This is a genomic window from Collinsella phocaeensis, from assembly GCF_900119895.1.
Taxonomy (GTDB): domain Bacteria; phylum Actinomycetota; class Coriobacteriia; order Coriobacteriales; family Coriobacteriaceae; genus Collinsella; species Collinsella phocaeensis.
This window is the reverse complement of the sequence record NZ_FQLR01000004.1, coordinates 985,171-1,000,833: the sequence shown is the minus strand read 5'-3', so window position 1 is coordinate 1,000,833 and position 15,663 is coordinate 985,171. Positions and strand designations below refer to the sequence as shown.

11 protein-coding genes and 1 pseudogene are annotated in these 15,663 nt (G+C 67.8%); 7 read left to right on the top strand and 5 right to left on the bottom strand.

The annotated features are described in order from the left end of the window. Positions 1 to 4 precede the first annotated feature (4 nt). The 3 genes from def to metK form a co-directional block, all read right to left on the bottom strand. Entirely contained in the window at positions 5 to 541 is a 537-nt protein-coding gene (def, locus tag BQ7355_RS06295) for a peptide deformylase (protein WP_072415415.1), read from the bottom strand. A gap of 94 nt (positions 542 to 635) precedes the next feature. Next, the gene (gene priA / locus BQ7355_RS06290; RefSeq protein WP_083581614.1) at positions 636 to 3,074 is read right to left on the bottom strand and encodes a replication restart helicase PriA; all 2,439 of its coding nucleotides are present in this window, start codon (positions 3,072 to 3,074) and stop codon (positions 636 to 638) included. Positions 3,075 to 3,413: 339 nt separating this feature from the next. Next, positions 3,414 to 4,715: a methionine adenosyltransferase gene (gene metK, locus BQ7355_RS06285; RefSeq protein ID WP_072415414.1), complete on the bottom strand. Its 1,302-nt coding sequence runs from the start codon at positions 4,713 to 4,715 to the stop codon at positions 3,414 to 3,416. Between the two features lie 189 nt (positions 4,716 to 4,904). Here metK and BQ7355_RS06280 point away from each other — a divergent pair, with 189 nt between their 5' ends. Then, positions 4,905 to 5,924: a CorA family divalent cation transporter gene (locus BQ7355_RS06280; RefSeq protein ID WP_072415413.1), complete on the top strand. Its 1,020-nt coding sequence runs from the start codon at positions 4,905 to 4,907 to the stop codon at positions 5,922 to 5,924. Positions 5,925 to 6,057: 133 nt separating this feature from the next. On the opposite strand, the pseudogene BQ7355_RS09390 reads toward BQ7355_RS06280, so the two are convergent. Next, positions 6,058 to 6,884, bottom strand: a pseudogene (locus BQ7355_RS09390) (ROK family protein). Between the two features lie 237 nt (positions 6,885 to 7,121). On the opposite strand from BQ7355_RS09390, the gene gltX reads away from it, so the two are divergent. Then, positions 7,122 to 8,597, top strand: coding sequence for a glutamate--tRNA ligase (gene gltX, locus BQ7355_RS06270; protein ID WP_072415412.1), 1,476 nt, complete (start codon positions 7,122 to 7,124; stop codon positions 8,595 to 8,597). Between the two features lie 132 nt (positions 8,598 to 8,729). On the opposite strand, the gene BQ7355_RS06265 is transcribed toward gltX, so the two are convergent. After that, positions 8,730 to 9,428, bottom strand: a complete 699-nt coding sequence (locus BQ7355_RS06265; protein ID WP_072415411.1) for a TetR/AcrR family transcriptional regulator — start codon at positions 9,426 to 9,428, stop codon at positions 8,730 to 8,732. Between the two features lie 193 nt (positions 9,429 to 9,621). Here BQ7355_RS06265 and BQ7355_RS06260 point away from each other — a divergent pair, with 193 nt between their 5' ends. From BQ7355_RS06260 to BQ7355_RS06240, 5 genes are all read left to right on the top strand, one after another. Next, entirely contained in the window at positions 9,622 to 11,058 is a 1,437-nt protein-coding gene (locus BQ7355_RS06260; RefSeq protein ID WP_072415410.1) for a radical SAM/SPASM domain-containing protein, read from the top strand. Positions 11,059 to 11,196: 138 nt separating this feature from the next. After that, positions 11,197 to 12,936, top strand: coding sequence for a L,D-transpeptidase family protein (locus tag BQ7355_RS06255; RefSeq protein WP_072415409.1), 1,740 nt, complete (start codon positions 11,197 to 11,199; stop codon positions 12,934 to 12,936). 47 nt (positions 12,937 to 12,983) lie between these two features. Further along, positions 12,984 to 13,679 (top strand): response regulator transcription factor, encoded by a 696-nt coding sequence (locus BQ7355_RS06250; RefSeq protein ID WP_072415408.1) that lies wholly within the window; start codon positions 12,984 to 12,986, stop codon positions 13,677 to 13,679. 8 nt (positions 13,680 to 13,687) lie between these two features. Next, positions 13,688 to 14,785 (top strand): sensor histidine kinase, encoded by a 1,098-nt coding sequence (locus BQ7355_RS06245; RefSeq protein WP_240307339.1) that lies wholly within the window; start codon positions 13,688 to 13,690, stop codon positions 14,783 to 14,785. A 197-nt stretch (positions 14,786 to 14,982) separates the two neighbouring features. Beyond that, a complete protein-coding gene (locus BQ7355_RS06240; protein WP_072415407.1) occupies positions 14,983 to 15,663 on the top strand; it encodes an ABC transporter ATP-binding protein in 681 nt (226 codons plus the stop codon).

The window sequence follows — 15,663 nt, the reverse complement described above, 5'->3', positions numbered from 1 at the left end:
GCACCTAGTCGGTCTCGCCGGGGACGGCACCGCGCGACAGCGCATCCTGATAGGAGCGCATCGCGCGCATGCGGGCCATCGGTGACAGGCGCTCGAACATCGTCTTGCCGTGCAGGTGGTCGATCTCGTGCTGCAGGCAGACGCAGAGAAGATCGCCGGCGGCCTCATAGCGCATGAGGTTGCCGTCGAGGTCGTTCGCCTCCACGACCACGCGGTCGGGACGGCTTATCTCGCAGTTGATGCCAGGGATCGACAGACAGCCCTCGGAGAACGGGCGCAGGGTGTCGGACGCCTCGACGATCGTCGGGTTGATGAGCACGAAGGGGTCGTAATCGCTCTCATCGGTGTACTCGGTGTCGATGATGGCGAGCTGGATGAGCTCGCCCACCTGCGGGGCGGCGAGGCCGCATCCGCCGTTCTCGAACATCTGGCGCTTCATGCGATCGACGAGCGCGCGGAGTTCGGGCGTGATCTCCTCGATGCGGGCGCACTCCTGACGAAGACGGGGATCGGGGGACAGCACGATACCGTTGATTTCCATTACAAGATTCCTTTCGCGAGCACCCTGCGGCGCGTGTGTTCTCTCTCGGTCTATATTACCCGCTCGGCCGCCCCGAGCGCGCATGACCGCTCGGCTACATAAGGTCGTAGGGGTCCACATCGACCGACACGCTGACGCCGATAGGGGCGGGATGGCCGGCGAGCGCACGCGCCAGCGGGGCGGAAAGGTCGAAATCCAAGGCGGCCTTGATCAGGAAGTGATGCCGGAACCGGTCGTTCGCGCGCTCGATGACGCAGGGTACGGGTCCGAGCACCTGCGGCAACGACGAGTCGATGGCGTCGCCGGCCTTCCCCGCGGACGCAGCGAGGTCGGGTCGCAGCGCCTGGACCAGCGTCCGTAGATAGGCGCGCACGTCGTCCTCGCGCCTGCCCGTGGCCACGACGCGCGCGAGCCGCACATAGGGCGGATAGAGCGCCTCGGAGCGCTGGGCGGCGTCGTAGTCGCAAAACACCGAGCGGTCGTGCGCGCTGACCGCCCGGATGACCGGGTCGTGCGGAAGGTAGGTTTGGATGATAACGCTGCCCGGCCGTTCTCCCCTGCCGGACCTGCCCGCGAGCTGCTCGAGAAGGTCGAACGCGCGCTCGCCGGCGCGGAAGTCCGGCATCTTCAGCGCATAGTCCGCCATGACGACGGCCGCGAGCGTGACCTCGGGGAAGTCGAGCCCCTTGGCGATCATCTGCGTGCCCAGCAGCACGGCGCACTCTGCCGCGTCAAACTCCTCCAGGAGCTTCTTATGGCCGTCCTTCCCGCGCGTCGAGTCCGCATCCATGCGAATGACCGCGACGTCGTCCGGAAGCAAGGCGCGCAGGGCGTCCTCGACCTGTTGCGTACCGAGACCCATCTTCGCCAGGTACCGGCTGCCGCACTTCGGGCACGCGGAACCCGGCTCCGGATACGGACGGACGCGGTAGCTCGCTCCGCAGGTATGGCATTCGAGGCTGTGCGTCCGCTCGTGGTAGGTGAGCGCCGTCGAGCAATGCCGGCACGTGGGAACGCATCCGCACTCGCGGCACATGAGAAACGGCGCGAACCCGCGGCGGTTGTGCAGGATGACGGCCTTCTCGCGTCGCTCGACGACCTCCATGAGCCCGTCGTAGAGCTCACGGGAGAACATCGAGCGGCTCCCGCCGGAAAACTCGCGCCGCAGGTCCGAGACGATGACGCTCGGAAGCCGGGCCCCGCCCGGACGCTCGGGCATAGACACGAGCCGCCAAGGCTGACCGCGAAACGATCCGGACGCAGCGCGGAACCGAGCCTCCGCCGACGGGGTCGCCGACCCGAGCACCACCGGTATCCCCCGGCGACGCGCCATCTCGCACGCCACCTCGCGCGCATGGTAGCGGGGGCTCGACCCCTGCTTGTAAGATTGCTCGTGCTCCTCGTCGATGATGATGATCCCGGGGTTCTCGAGCGGGCAGAATAGCGCGGAGCGCGCGCCCACGACGACGCGCGCGGCCCCAGTTCGCACCATGTCCCACTGATCGAGGCGCTCGCCGGCGGAAAGCCGGGAATGGAAGACGGCGACCCGGGAGCCGAATCGCGTGCGGAACCTGCCGACGGTCTGGGCTGTCAGCGAGATCTCGGGAACAAGCACGCACGCCCCCTCGCCGCGGGCGAGCACGCGCTCGATGGCGGACAGGTAGACCTCCGTCTTTCCCGAGCCCGTTACGCCGTCGACCAGGACGACCCCGCCGCGCCGGAGCTCGAGCTCCTCGTCGATCGCGGCGAGCGCTTCGCGCTGGCCTCGCGTGAGCTCGGCTGGGGGGACGGACTGCGCCGAAGAGAGCGTCGTGCCGTCATCCAGGCCGCGCCACGCACGACGCTCCTCGACCCGCACGACGCCGCGCCGCTCGAGCGCGCGGATGGCGGCGGACATGTCGGTATAGAGCACGTTGAGCTCGCGCGTGGTCACCGGACCGCACGCGAGCGCCTCGACGAGCTGGCGCTGGCGGCGCGCACGGGCATCGGGAACGAACGAGCGCCCCTCCTCGGTGAGCGAGACCCATCGCGCGCTCGCCGGCTTCGCCTGCGGTCGGTCCAGCCGATACGCCCCGTCCTCACCGCGCTTGAGCCGCGGCGCTGCGCCGGGAGGCAGAAACAGGCGCAGGCACTCGGAGGGAGACGCGACGTACTCGCGCGCCATCCACAGGGCGATGTCGGCAGACGGCCCGTCGAACGCGGGCGGGGCCAGGACCGAGCGGATGGGGCGGACGCGGGCCGGATCGAGCGCCTCCGCGCCGCTCAGCTGGCCAAGCGCTTCGGAGCGCGCGATGACGTACCCGACAGCAGGGCGGCTCCCGAATGTCACCAGAACAGTGGAGCCCACCGCGGCTGCATGCCCGAGCGGCTCGGGGACAGCGTAAGCGAACGGCTCGCTCAGCGATCGGGTCGGGATGTCGAGCACCACCGAGGCGAACCCCGCGAGCGCGTCCGCGCGGACGTCCGGGGCGCACCCCGCAACTGCGTCCTCAAACAGCGCGTCCTGGCGGCCGGAGCCGGCGCCTGCCACCATGTCATCCCCCCAATCGAATCGTCAGCCCAAACAGTAGCCCACGCACAGGAGCCGATGCGGCCGTGCGCGCGTGCGCACCGTAAAACCATCTGGATGCCACGCGCGGCAGGAACCGTGCACGGCTCGCGGTCGCGGGCGGTACGGCTCCGGTCGCGTCGCGAACGGCGGGCGCGTCCCCAGTGGAGCCAAGCATGGGGCCGAGAGCCCGTATCCGGAACGCACGGATGAGCGGGGCCCGCCGTGCTGCGCGAATACAAGAAGAGGGCCCGTGCAGGGCCCTCTTCGATCCATTGCGCGGCAGACGGGCGCAACCGCCTGCAGGAACTGTCGGACGGATGCCTAGAGGCCGCAAGCGGCGCGAAGCTCGTCCACGCGGTCGCAGCGCTCCCACGTGAAGTCGACGTCCTCGCGCCCGAAGTGACCGTAGGCGGCCGTCTTCTCGAAAATCGGACGACGCAGGTCGAGATCGCGGATGATGGCGCCGGGGCGCAGATCGAAGACGGCCTTGACGGCGTCCTCGATGACCTGTTCGTCGACCTTGGACGTACCGAAGGTGTCGACCATGATGGAAAGCGGGTGCGCGACGCCGATGGCGTAAGCGAGCTCCACCTCGCAGCGGTCGGCGAGGCCGGCGGCGACCACGTTCTTGGCGACCCAGCGCGCGGCGTAGGCGGCGGAGCGGTCGACCTTCGTGCAGTCCTTGCCGGAGAAGGCGCCGCCGCCGTGGCGGCCGTACCCGCCGTAGGTGTCGACGATGATCTTGCGGCCGGTGAGGCCGGTGTCGCCCATGGGGCCGCCCACCACGAAGCGACCAGTGGGGTTAACGTAGAGGGTCGCACCCTCCCACGAAATGCCAGCGGCCTCCATAACGGGTGAGATTACGTGCTCGCGCATGTCGGCCTCGATGACGGACATGTCCTCGATCTCGGGTGCATGCTGCGCGGAGATGACGATGGTCTCCACCGCGACGGGACGCCCACCTTCGTAACGAACGGTGACCTGGGTCTTTCCGTCGGGACGCAGGTACGGACATATGCCATCGTGGCGCACCGCGGCCAAGCACTCCGCCAGGCGGCTGGACAGGTAGTGGGGCATGGGCATGAACGTGGGCGTCTCGTTGGACGCGTAGCCGAACATCATGCCTTGGTCGCCCGCGCCGATGAGGTCGAGCGGGTCGGTAGTGCGGCCGGCCTGGGCGTCGAAGGACTCGTCCACGCCCTGCGCGATGTCGGGACTCTGCTCATGGATAAGGTTGAGCACGCCGCAGGTGTCGCAGTCAAAGCCGAACTTGGCGCGGTCGTACCCGATGCGGCGGATGACCTCGCGTGCGATGTTCTGAACGTCGATGTAGGCTTCGGTGCGAATCTCGCCGGCGACGATCACGGTGCCGGTGGTGACGAAGGTCTCGCAGGCGCACCGGACGTTCTCGAGTTTGGCGGGCTGGCCGTTGGGCGCCACGTAGCCCTTGGCCTCGAGCTCGGCCTCCTTGGCCAGGATGGCGTCGAGCACGGCGTCGGAGATCTGGTCCGCGATCTTGTCGGGATGGCCCTCGGTCACCGACTCGGAGGTGAACACGAACGAGCCCGACCCGGGACGCCGCATGGTTTTCGCATCTTGGGTGGAACGAATCTGATCTAGCATATAAGCCCCTTTCCGTGTTGCACCCGGCGACCGTTACCATTCCGCCGGGTGTGCTGGGTAATTGTAGCGCCCGGCGCGGTGCCGGGGCGGGCGTGCGCGCAGGCTCTGCCAAAGCTGCACATGCACCGATGGGACGCGCGCGGCAAAACGGGTACAAGCGCCACAGGACGACAGGGAGGACGGCAGGACATGGACACGACGCACCGCGACCTCGAGCGGGACATCGAGCGCATCGACGCGATGCTGCATGCGGACGAGGCACCGCGCGGGCGGCGGGCCGCGAAGGGCGGCGGCTCCGAGGACGAAAGCGGGCGCAAGGGCGGACGCAGAAGCGGACGCGAGGCTGCCGCGGCGCGCATCGAGGTCATCGACTTGGGCGAGGTCGACGGCCTCGGCATCGAGGACAAGGACGTCCTGCGCACCCTGCGCGAGCTCGCCACGAGCCACTCGACGTTCGCCGAGGCGTACGCGGGGTGCTTCGCCGGCTCCGTCTACCTGCCCGAGGCCCCGGGCGCCACGCGCAAGCGCGTGCGCTTCGGCTTTTGCCTCGACGCCGCCCGCCTCGCGCTGCTCGACATCGACGGCGCGCACTCCGGCACGGCCGAGGGCGCCCTCACCGACGACCTCTCGTCGTACCCGTCGGCCCCGCGCGCCCTCTACGAGCTGCTGCGCCATCTCATCCGCGAGGACTTCCTGCGCCTCGTCGACGTCGAGGGCGAGCTGTCCGACATCGAGGAGCGCATCATCGCCGCGCCGAGCCGCCTGCGCGGCGAGGACGGCCGCATCCTGCGCCGCCGCAGGGAGCTCATGCGCCTGAACGGCGCCTACCAGCAGCTCGACGAGCTTGCCAGCACCATCGCGCAGGACGACGACGGGCTGCTCCCCCGCACCGATCGGCGGCTGTTCAACACGCTGTCCCAGCGGGCGCAGCGCCTGTCCGCGAAAGCCCAGTACCTGCGCGAATACTGCGTGCAGCTCATCGAGCTCAAGGACGCGCGGGCCGACGCCCGCCGCGACGCCACGAATCTCTACCTCACCGTCGTGGCGTCCATCTTCGTGCCCATCACCACCATCACGGGGTGGTACGGCATGAACTTCTCGAACATGCCCGAGCTGAGCTGGGAGTACGGGTACGCCACGGTCATCGCGCTGAGCCTCGTCATCATCGCGGCCGAGCTGGCGTTCTTCAAGTGGAAGAAATGGCTGTGAGATAGGCGCGCCCGGGTGGGGCGAGACGAGGACGCATGCGGTGTGCGCCCGGACGGTGCGCGACACCGGACGCCGGTCCTTCCCGTCCAGCGCGCGAGCCCCCATAAATGCGCGGCGCCCGCACGCGCAGCCGCTAGCGGCGCGCGAGGAAGTTCTGGTAGGCGCCGATGAGGTTCGCATCGTTAAAGAAACGGCACGGCATGATCTCGACCTCAGGGAAGGCGTAGCTCAGCCCCTCGTTGAAGCGCCGATGCGCCGCGCGGACCCCTTCGACGAACAGCGGATTCCTGCTCACGCCGCCGCCCAGGCACACGCGCTCGGGGTCGAGGGCGCGCTGCAGGTTGTGGATGTGCACGGCGATGACGTCGCACACCTCGGCGAACACCCGCGAGGCGACCTCGTCGGCTGCCTCGATCCACGAGAACACCTCGCGACCGTCGCAGCGCGCGATGCCCTTCGCCTCCGCCACGCGGCGGCACAGCCCGATGGTCGAGGCTTGGACGGACAGCGACCCCTCGTCCGCGAGCGCCGTGCCGCGCCGCGCGGGGCGGTCGAACATCATGCCGAGCTCCCCCGCATAGAGGTTGCGTCCGGTGTGGACGCGGCCCCGACCACGATGCCGCCGCCCACGCCCGTGCCGAACGCCAACACCGCGCGCGTCTCGACGCCCACGAGATTGCCGCAGGAGAGCTCAGCCATCGTGGCGCAGCGCGCGTCGTTGTCGATGCGCACCGGCACACCCCAGCGCTCCTCCCACGCGCTCGCGCGGGCGCCGTCGTTGCACGGCAGCGCGCCGCTCGTGACGACGAGCCCCCGCTCGGCGTCGATGACGCCGGGCAGCGACAGGGCGACGCCCTCTATGTCCCCCTCGGCATGCAGGGCGTCGAGCACGCCCTCGATGGCGGCCAGGAAATCACCCGAGCACGTGGCCGGCGTGGGGACCTCGCCCTTGCCGTCCATCTCTCCGTCCGTCATCGCCGCATACTTGATGCCGTGCCCCCGACGTCGAACACCGCAAGCCTCATGTCGCTCTCCCCTCTCATGCGTCGCCCCGCGACGCCCGCTCGCGCTGCGGCGGCGCGAAGTCGAACTTGTGTGTCCATCCTAGCAGGTGCGCCCGCAGCGGGGCATGCGGCGGCGGGATGCATGTATAATGCAGGTCGTTCAACTGGTATCCGTATTGCAGAGGAGCCGTACATGACCTCTAACGTCCGCGTCCGCTTCGCGCCCTCGCCCACCGGCAAGCTGCACATCGGCGGTGCCCGCACGGCGATCTATAACTGGGCGTTCGCCCGCGCCAACGGCGGCACCTTCATCCTGCGCATCGACGACACCGACCCCACGCGCTCCACCGACGAGAACACCCAGATCATCCTGCGCGCCATGCGGTGGCTGGGTCTCGACTGGGACGAGGGCCCCGAGGTCGGCGGCGACTTCGGTCCCTACGCGCAGACCGAGCGCCTGGACCTCTACAAGCAGACCGCCGAGCGCCTGCTCGCCGAGGGCAAGGCGTACCCCTGCTTCTGCACGCCCGAGCAGCTTAGCCAAGACCGCGAGGCGGCCCAGGCCCGCAAGGATCCCTTCCAGGGCTACCAGCGCCGCTGCCGCGACCTCTCGCCCGAGGAGGCCCAGGCCCGCATCGACGCCGGCGAGCCCTACGTCCTGCGCATCAAGGTGCCTGAAGGACGCGGCAACGTCGTGGTCAACGACGCCGTCCACGGCGAGGTCGTCTTCGACGCCAAGGAGCTCGACGACTTCGTGATCTTCCGCTCCGACGGCACCCCCACGTACAACTTCGCGACCGTCGTGGACGACGCGCTCATGGGCATCACCCACGTCATCCGAGGCGACGACCACCTCTCCAACACCCCGCGCCAGGTCATGGTCTACGAGGCCATGGGCGCGCCCGTCCCCACCTTCGCCCACATCTCCATGATCCTGGGCGCCGACGGCAAGAAGCTCTCCAAGCGCCATGGTGCCACCTCCGTTGAGGAGTACCGCGACGCCGGCTACCTGTCCGACGCCTTCGTGAACTACCTGGCGCTGCTCGGCTGGTCGCTCGACGGCGAGACCACGGTCATCCCGCGCGACGTGCTGGCGAGTCAGTTCAGCCTCGATCGCATCTCCAAGAACCCGGCGACCTTCGACCCCAAGAAGCTCGATTGGATGAACGCCGAGTACATCAGCGCGATGGACGACGCGACGTTCGCCGACGAGATCATGCTTCCCGAGCTGCTCGAGGCAGGCCTCATCGACGAGGGCTTCGAGGCCGACGAGACCTGGGTCGACGCCCTAGCCGCCATCGTGCGCCCGCGCACCAAGATGCCCGCCGACGCCGCCGCCGTCGCGGCACCGGTGTTCAAGACCGCCGCGACCCTTGAGTACGACGAGAAGTCCGTGGCAAAGGGCCTCGCCAAGGAGGGCATGGGCGCCGTGCTCGACGCCGCGCGTGCCGCGCTGGAGGCGGTAGAGGATTGGACGGCCGAGGCCATCGACGCCGCCCTTGAGCCCCTGCCCGAGACGCTCGATGTGAAAAAGCGCCTCGCATTCGGCGCCGTCCGCGTCGCCGAATGCGGCAACATGGTGAGCCCGCCGCTCGGCGAGACGATGGCGCTCATCGGTCGCGACGACTGCCTCGCCCGCATCGACCGCGCCCGCCCGATGGCGCTCTAGCCAACCTGCCCGGGCCGGCTCACATTCCCCTGCGCGAGAGGGTGTGAGCCGGCCCTACGTTTACAGATCCCATTCCATCCGCCGGACGCGGCCGTTGCAGCGCAGGGCGCCCGGCGATTCCGCGCCGTGCGGTCAGACGCCCCCTGCGGCTCCGGACCTGGCCCCTGCCTCCTCGAGCAAAGCTCGGAGCGACCCGGCGAGCAGTATCTCCATGCGATGGGAGACGCACTCGATCGGCTCCCGGTCCTCTTTCAGCACCCATGTGCGATATACCGACACCAATCCCCCCAACATGAAGTCCGCGGCATGACCGAGCTCCCTCCCATCGAGCTCCATCACGGAGCCGTGGCGATCACACAGCTTATCCAGCAGCGGCTCTCGAATGCGCTCGACGATGTTCTCCGTCGACATGCACTCGACGAGCCTGCGGTTGACCTCGAAGTTGACGCTCAGCACGCGATTCACGGCAGTGAAGAAGGCGGTGATCTCGCGAGGCCCGTCATCAGAGCGCGGAGAGCCCCCTGAAGCATAGGGCGCTTCCGCCCCATCCGGCTCCGGACCCCCTTCCCCCGCACGGACGTCGAGCTCCTCATCCATCGCCTCGACGATCTGCTGGACGCAGCGTTCGGCCAGAGCGGAGAGCAATCCGTCGATCGTTCCGAAATGCTGGTAGAACGTCTTGCGGTCGACGTCCGCACGCTGCGCGATCGCCGAAACCGTGATCTTCTCGAACGGACGCTCAAACAGCAGCTGCTCGAACGCCCCCATGATCGCGCGCCTCGATCGCGCCACACGGCGATCGAACGGCCTCCCCGCCTCACCCTGATGCATCTTTCCTCCTCGTCAACACCGTATCCGATGTCGATTAGTCCCCACGATGCCCGTCTTCGTTGAACAGACATATAAATTATTCGTCAGATGTAGATTATCACTCATATGGGTAGTATCAAGCCAACGTTAGAAGATGCGCGCCCCATCGCCCCAGCTCAGCGGGAGGGACGCGCCAACCGGCGAAAGGAACGTCATGGCACTGACGCAGGCGGCGGAGCGCGCGGCGCTCAACAAGCTTATCGATTATCTCGACGAGAACCCCGAAGAGCATCTCGACTCCATCATGGCGCTCATAGACCGGCTCGTCCCCGCTTCGGTGTTCCCCGCGCAGCGGGCGGCCTTCTCGCATGTCATCAAGGACCGCAGCAACTGGTACGACCTGATCATGAAGGTGTTCGACCTCAATCCGGAAATGCGCTCCCGCTTGCTCAAAACGCTCATCGTGGACGGCAACATTCTGGCATGGCCCGAGCAGGAAAAGGCTCGCGAGCGGTACGAATGCAACATACCCTGGGCGATTCTGCTCGACCCCACGAGCGCCTGCAACCTTCGCTGCACGGGATGCTGGGCGGCCGAATACGGCCATGCGCTCAACCTCTCATACGAGGACATCGATTCCATCGTGCGGCAAGGAAAGGAGCTCGGATGCCACATCTATATCTATACGGGAGGTGAACCGCTGGTCCGCAAGGGCGACCTCATCCGCATCTGCGAGGCGCACCCGGACTGCGCGTTTTTGTGCTTCACGAACGCGACGCTGATAGATGAGGCCTTCTGCGACGAGATGATCCGCGTGGCGAACTTCGTGCCGGCCATCTCGGCGGAAGGCAACGAGGCGACCACCGACGCCCGTCGCGGCGAGGGCACGTACGCCAAGATCGAGCGCGCCATGGACCTGCTGCGCGAACGCAGGCTCCCGTTCGGCATCTCCTGCTGCTGGACCCGTGCGAACGCGGACGCCGTGGCGACCGAGGAGAACATCGACTGGATGATCGACAAGGGAGCCCTGTTCTGCTGGTACTTCCACTACATGCCGGTGGGCAGCGCAGCCGGCCCCGAGCTCATCCCCACGCCCGAGCAACGCGAGAAGATGTACCGGTTTGTGCGAGCGATGCGCGAAAGGAAGCCGCTGTTCACACTCGATTTCCAAAACGACGGAGAGTACGTGGGCGGCTGCATCGCGGGCGGAAGGCGCTACCTGCACATCAACGCCGCGGGCGACGTCGAGCCCTGCGTGTTCATCCACTACAGCAATGCCAACATCCACGAGGCGAGCCTCCTCGACGCGCTTCGCTCGCCCCTATTCATGGCCTATCACGACGGCCAGCCCTTCAACAAGAACCACCTCATGCCCTGCCCCATGCTGGAGAACCCCGACATCCTGCCGGAGCTCGTGGCGCAAACGGGGGCCCGCCCAACCGACCTCATCGAGCCGGAGACCCCAGGGCAGCTGCGCGACAAGACCGCGCCGGCCGCGCGCGCATGGAAACCCGTAGCCGAACGGCTGTGGAACGACGAGAACGACCCCATGCACGACAAGCGCGCGAACGATCCCACCCAGGGCATGGCCGATTCCGACTTGTCAAAGTTCCAGCATCTGGGCCACCGCGGCTACCAAAACGGCCTTTGATGAAAACCGCCCTCGGGACAAGATTGTGAAAGATGCGCACGACCGGCATTTGTCCTCGCAGATACGTATAATCCTTACCGAACCACCTATGTCCCGGACTTTCGCTCCGAGATTGAGACCCAGCGAGGATGCACGTATATGTCCAACCCCTCAGAGAGCAACCGCAACATCCAGCCCCCGCGTCCCGTCACCGGGCGCTACGGCGCGAACGGCGCCGTAAACCCGCGGCGCGTTCCCGCCATCGATGCAACGAGGCAGCCGGGCGCAGCGAATGCGCAGCGTCCGGCATCCGACGCCTCGGCGACACGCGTGCTCCCTGCTCGGCGCCATGCTTCCCCCGCAGCGGAAACAACATCGCCCGGCCGTCCGCGCGGCGCCGCCGATGCGCTCCGGCAGCCCGAAGGCGCCGCGCGCCACGCGGGCGCCCGGAGCGCATCGGATCGCCCCGGGCGAGGCGCGAAGATCGCTCTCGGAGCGACCGCCGCCGCGATCGCGATCGCCTATGTCGGCGGCGTGGCGGCGTTCTCCAACATCTGCTATCCCGGCACGCGCATCGCCGGCGCCGACGTCTCCCTCATGGGGGCATCGGATGCGGCTTCCGCCGTGGAGCGCGCGCTGGGCGCTTACGAGCTCAAGGTGACCGGGCTGGGCTTCCAGGCGTCCTGGGCGCCCGCAGAGGGTTCGTTTTCCATCGACGCCCCCGCCGAGGCGCAGTCGGTGATCTCTTCCAACGAGCCCCTTATCTGGCCCGTCCGCCTCGTGCGCTCCCTCGCGTCCGCCGAGCAGGACGAGAACGGATCCGTCCGCGCGACCTTCGACGAAGAGGACCTCGCCGCCACGATCGGGGCTGCCGTCGACGCATTCAACGAGGGCCGAGCGGGCACGTTCGACGCCGCGGGCGCCTACGACGCGGAAAGCGGCACGTTCACCGTCGCGACGGCCCGCAGCAACCAGCGCCTCGACAAGGACGCCGTCATCAGCGCCTGCGCCGATGCGGTCGAGCGCGCGTCCGACACCGCCCAGATCGACGAATCCGCCTATGAACCGCTCGCGGGCGGCGCCAGCGACGAAGAGCTCCAGGCCGCCTGCGACGCCGCCAACCAGATCATTGGCGTGGACGTCGACCTCACCATGGGCGGCCAGACGGTCGGCACGCTCGACGGCGCCACGATGACCCAGTGGATCACCTTCGACGAGCAGCTCTCGCCCACGCTCGACCACGAGGCGCTCGCGGCATGGATCCGAGATCTCGCGGTCTCCAAGCTCGACACCGCCGGAAGCCAGCGCACCTACACGCGCCCCGACGGCAAGACGGTCACCGTCTCTGGCGGGACCTACGGCTGGATCAGCGACGAGGCGGCGCTCGCCGAGCTCATCCAGACGGCCGTGGCGGAGAAGCAGACGGGCACCATCGAAGTGCCCACCAAGCAGACGGCCGACCTCTACGCCGGCGTGGGGGCGCGCGATTGGAGCGCCTACGTCGACGTCGACCTCACCGAGCAGCACGTGCGCTACTACGATGCGAACGACAACCTCATCTGGGAATCGGGCTGCATCACCGGCAACCCCAACCACAACAACCAGACGCCCGAGGGCATCTACTTCATCAACTCCAACAGCGGCGGGGCGCTGCTCGTGGGCGCCGACGAGAACAAGGACGGCGAGCCGGACTACAAGACGCCCGTCGACTACTGGATGTCGTTCATCGGTGGCGCCGTCGGCCTCCACGACGCTTCCTGGCAGGCGGCCTCGAGCTTCTCCGATCCCACCGCCTACACGCGCGTGGGGAGCCACGGATGCGTGAACCTGCCGCCCGAGAAGGCCGCGGAGCTCCATGAGCTGCTGCATGTCGGCGTCTGCGTCATCACGCACAGCTGACGCGCCGCGAGCGACCGGCACCAAGGAAGGCTAAGGAAGGTTCACCCATGCCCCACCGCATCCTCCTGGTCGAAGACGACCCGATCATCATCGCATCCCTCACGGAACTGCTCACCAAGGAGGGCTACTGCGTGGACACCGCGGCGACCCAGGAAGCCGCGATCAGGCGCGCCCTCGGAGGTAAGCTCGACGGCTCGTCCCCGTACCAGCTCGTGCTCCTGGATATCACGCTCGCCGAGGGCAGCGGGTTCTCGGTGTGCGCCGCCATCAAGCGCGTCGCGCCCCAGGTTCCCGTGATCTTCCTCACCGCATTCGATGACGAGGGCAACACCGTTGCTGGCCTCGAACTCGGGGCGGACGACTACATCCCCAAACCCTTCAGGCCCCGCGAGCTGCTCGCGCGCGTAACCTCGACCATCCGGCGCACCCAGCCCTCCCAGCGCATCGTCCGCTTCGGCGACCTCACCGTGGACACCGACCGCGCCCACGTCGAACGCGCGGGACGCGAGATCGTCCTCTCCGCGCTCGAGTACCGCCTCCTGCTGCTCTTCGCAACCAACCCCGGCCGGCTGGTCACGCGCGAGATGATGCGCGACGCGCTATGGGACGATGCGGGCACCTACATCGAGGAGAACACCCTCTCCGTGTACATCAAGCGCCTGCGCGACAAGATCGAGAAGGACCCGAGCGACCCCCGTCTGATCCAGACGGTGCGCGGCCTCGGTTACAAGGCCCTGGGCTAGGTGCGGCCATGCTGCTGAGAAACAAGGAGGTTCGTCGGGCCCTCGCAGCATCCGCGCTGCTCGCCTGCGCGGCGGTCGGAGTCCTGTTCCTCGCGCTTCCGAGCGCGCTCCCCGATCTGGGCTCCGAGAATCTTGCTCGGGTGCGCGGCATCGCCTGCGGGACCGTCGCCGTCGTGTCTGCAGCGCTCATCGCCCTGTTCCTCATCGACACGAGCATGCGCTACCGCAAGCTCGCCGAGCTGTCGTCTCGCCTCGACCGAACGCTCTCCGGCGACCGTACCATCGAGTTTCGATCGATGGAGGAAGGCGAGCTCGCCATCCTCGCGTGCGAGCTGGACAAAGTCGTATGCCGCCTCAACCTCACCGTCGACGAGCTCGAGCGCGAGAAGCACGCGCTCTCCGACTCGCTCGCCGACATATCGCATCAGCTCAAGACGCCGCTCACCTCGATAGCGCTGTCGCTGGAGCTCATCCGCACGCGCGCCGGCGAGACGCCGGAGACCGCCGACATAGCGCAGCGCGTCCGCCTCGTGCAGAACCTCCAGGCACGCTTGGAAGACCTCGTCGCCGCGCTCCTCAAGCTTGCCCGCATCGACGCCGGTGCCATACGGCTCGTCCATGCGCCCGTCGATGCGGCCGAGCTCGTCCGCCGGGCGTTCGAGCCCCTCGCGATCGCCTACGACATCGCCGATGTCGCCTTCGAGCCCCATGTGCAGGAGGGCGCGGGCTACAAGGGGGACCTCGCGTGGAGCGTCGAGGCGCTCGGTAACATCCTCAAGAACTGCATGGAGCACACCCCCGCCGGGGGTTCGGTGCGCCTTTCGGTCACAGAGGACGCCCTCGCCTGCCGTATCCGCGTCCAGGACAGCGGGCCCGGCATCGACGAGGCGGACCTCCCCCATATCTTCGAGCGCTTCTATCGGGGCGCCGCCGAAGAGACCCAGCAGGCCCAGGTCAACCCCGCCGGCGTCGGAATCGGCCTTGCGCTCGCGCGCAGCCTCGTTACCGCTCAGGGCGGCGCGCTGACCGCCGAGAACGCCGTCGACGAGAAAGGGAGCCGCACGGGCGCCGCGTTCGAGATGACGTTCTTCAAGACCGTGGTCTAACACCCTTCCCCGGCGCCCGCGTGCCAAAAGGGACGTACCCTAATGGCATACCGAACGTTTAGCCGTGCCATTAGGGTACGTCCCTTTTGGCACGCGGGCGCACGGGCGGATGACCAAACCGTCATCTTGCGGTCACGAAGCGGCAAGCCCGTGCGTCCAGTATCGTAGGCAGGACAAGCATCGTCGGAAGGGCGCGCATGAACATCCTCACCATCGAGCATCTCACCCGCGTCTACGGAACGGGCCCCACCGCCGTCACCGCGCTCGACGACGTGAGCTTCACCGTCGATGCGGGCGAGTTCGTCGTGATCGTGGGGAGCTCGGGCTCCGGGAAGTCCACGCTCATGCATCTCATGGGCGGCGTCGACCGCCCGACATCGGGAACGGTGCGCCTGCAGGGACAGGACATCTTCGCGCGCAGCGACGAGGAGCTCGCCGTCTTCCGCAGGCGCGAGGTGGGCCTCGTCTACCAGTTCTACAACCTCATCCCCGTCCTCGACGTCGTCGAGAACATGACCCTACCCGTCCTCATGGACGGGCGCGCCGTCAACGAGGACCGCCTCGCCTCCCTCATCCAGACGCTCGGGCTCACCGGCCGCGAACACCACCTCCCCAATCAGCTCTCCGGCGGCCAGCAGCAGCGCGTCGCCATCGGCCGCGCGCTCATGAACGCGCCCGCCGTCATCCTCGCCGACGAGCCCACGGGCAACCTGGATACCAAGAACTCCGCCGAGATCATGGCGCTGCTGCGCTCCTCCAACCGGCAGCTCAAGCAGACGCTCATCGTGATCACGCACGACGAGGACATCGCGCTCATGGCCGACCGCGTGATAGCCATCGAGGACGGCCGCATCGTCCGCGACGAGCGGAGGGCTTGA